We start from the raw sequence: 1,018 nt of genomic DNA, 5'->3' as shown, positions 1-1,018 counted from the left end.
AACGTGGTGGGAACAGATCCAGATGGAGATACATTAACGTATACCGAAGGAACTGCGCCAACAAATGGAACTGTGGTTGTAAAACCAGACGGTAGTTGGACGTATACACCAAACAAAGATTATGTAGGTAATGAYAGCTTTACGGTAAATGTAAGTGATGGTAATGGTGGAACAGCAACATCCACAGTCGCGATTATCGTGACAAAAGTGAATAAAGTGCCAACAGTATCGAATTATGATGCAACAACACCGGAAAACACACCAGTGTCAGGTAACGTGGTGGGAACAGATCCAGATGGAGATACATTAACGTATGCCGAAGGAACTGCGCCAACAAATGGAACTGTGGTTGTAAAACCRGACGGTAGTTGGACRTATACACCAAACAAAGATTATGTAGGTAATGATAGCTTTACGGTAAATGTAAGTGATGGCAACGGTGGAACAGCAACATCCACAGTCGCGATTATCGTGACAAAAGTRAATAAAGTGCCAACWGTACCRAATTATGATGCAACAACACCGGARAACAYAYCAGTGTCAGGTAACGTGGTGGGAACAGATCCAGATGGAGATACATTAACGTATGCCGAAGGAACTGCGCCGACTAACGGAACTGTGGTTGTAAAACCGGACGGTAGTTGGACATATACACCAAACAAAGATTATGTAGGTAATGACAGCTTTACGGTAAATGTAAGTGATGGCAACGGTGGAACAGCAACATCCACAGTCGCGATTATCGTRACAAAAGTAAATAAAGTGCCAACWGTACCGAATTATGATGCAACAACACCGGAAAACACACCAGTKTCAGGTAACGTGGTGGGAACAGATCCAGATGGAGATACATTAACGTATRCCGAAGGAACTGCGCCAACAAATGGAACTGTGGTTGTAAAAYCAGACGGTAGTTGGACRTATACACCAAACAAAGATTATGTAGGTAATGATAGCTTTACGGTAAATGTAAGTGATGGCAACGGTGGAACAGCAACATCCACAGTCGCGATTATCG

The 1,018-nt window shown here is 43.2% G+C and carries 1 protein-coding gene; it reads left to right on the top strand.

The window, feature by feature from the left end:
• Positions 1-1,018, top strand: a 1,018-nt coding sequence (locus tag AC1DOK_RS24430; RefSeq protein WP_477556883.1) for an Ig-like domain-containing protein, incomplete at both ends; no start/stop codon positions are given.

This window comes from Paenibacillus sp. P5_B5, assembly GCF_056400365.1.
The sequence above is the reverse complement of the archived record's forward strand: the minus strand, read 5'-3'. Positions and strand labels throughout refer to the sequence as shown.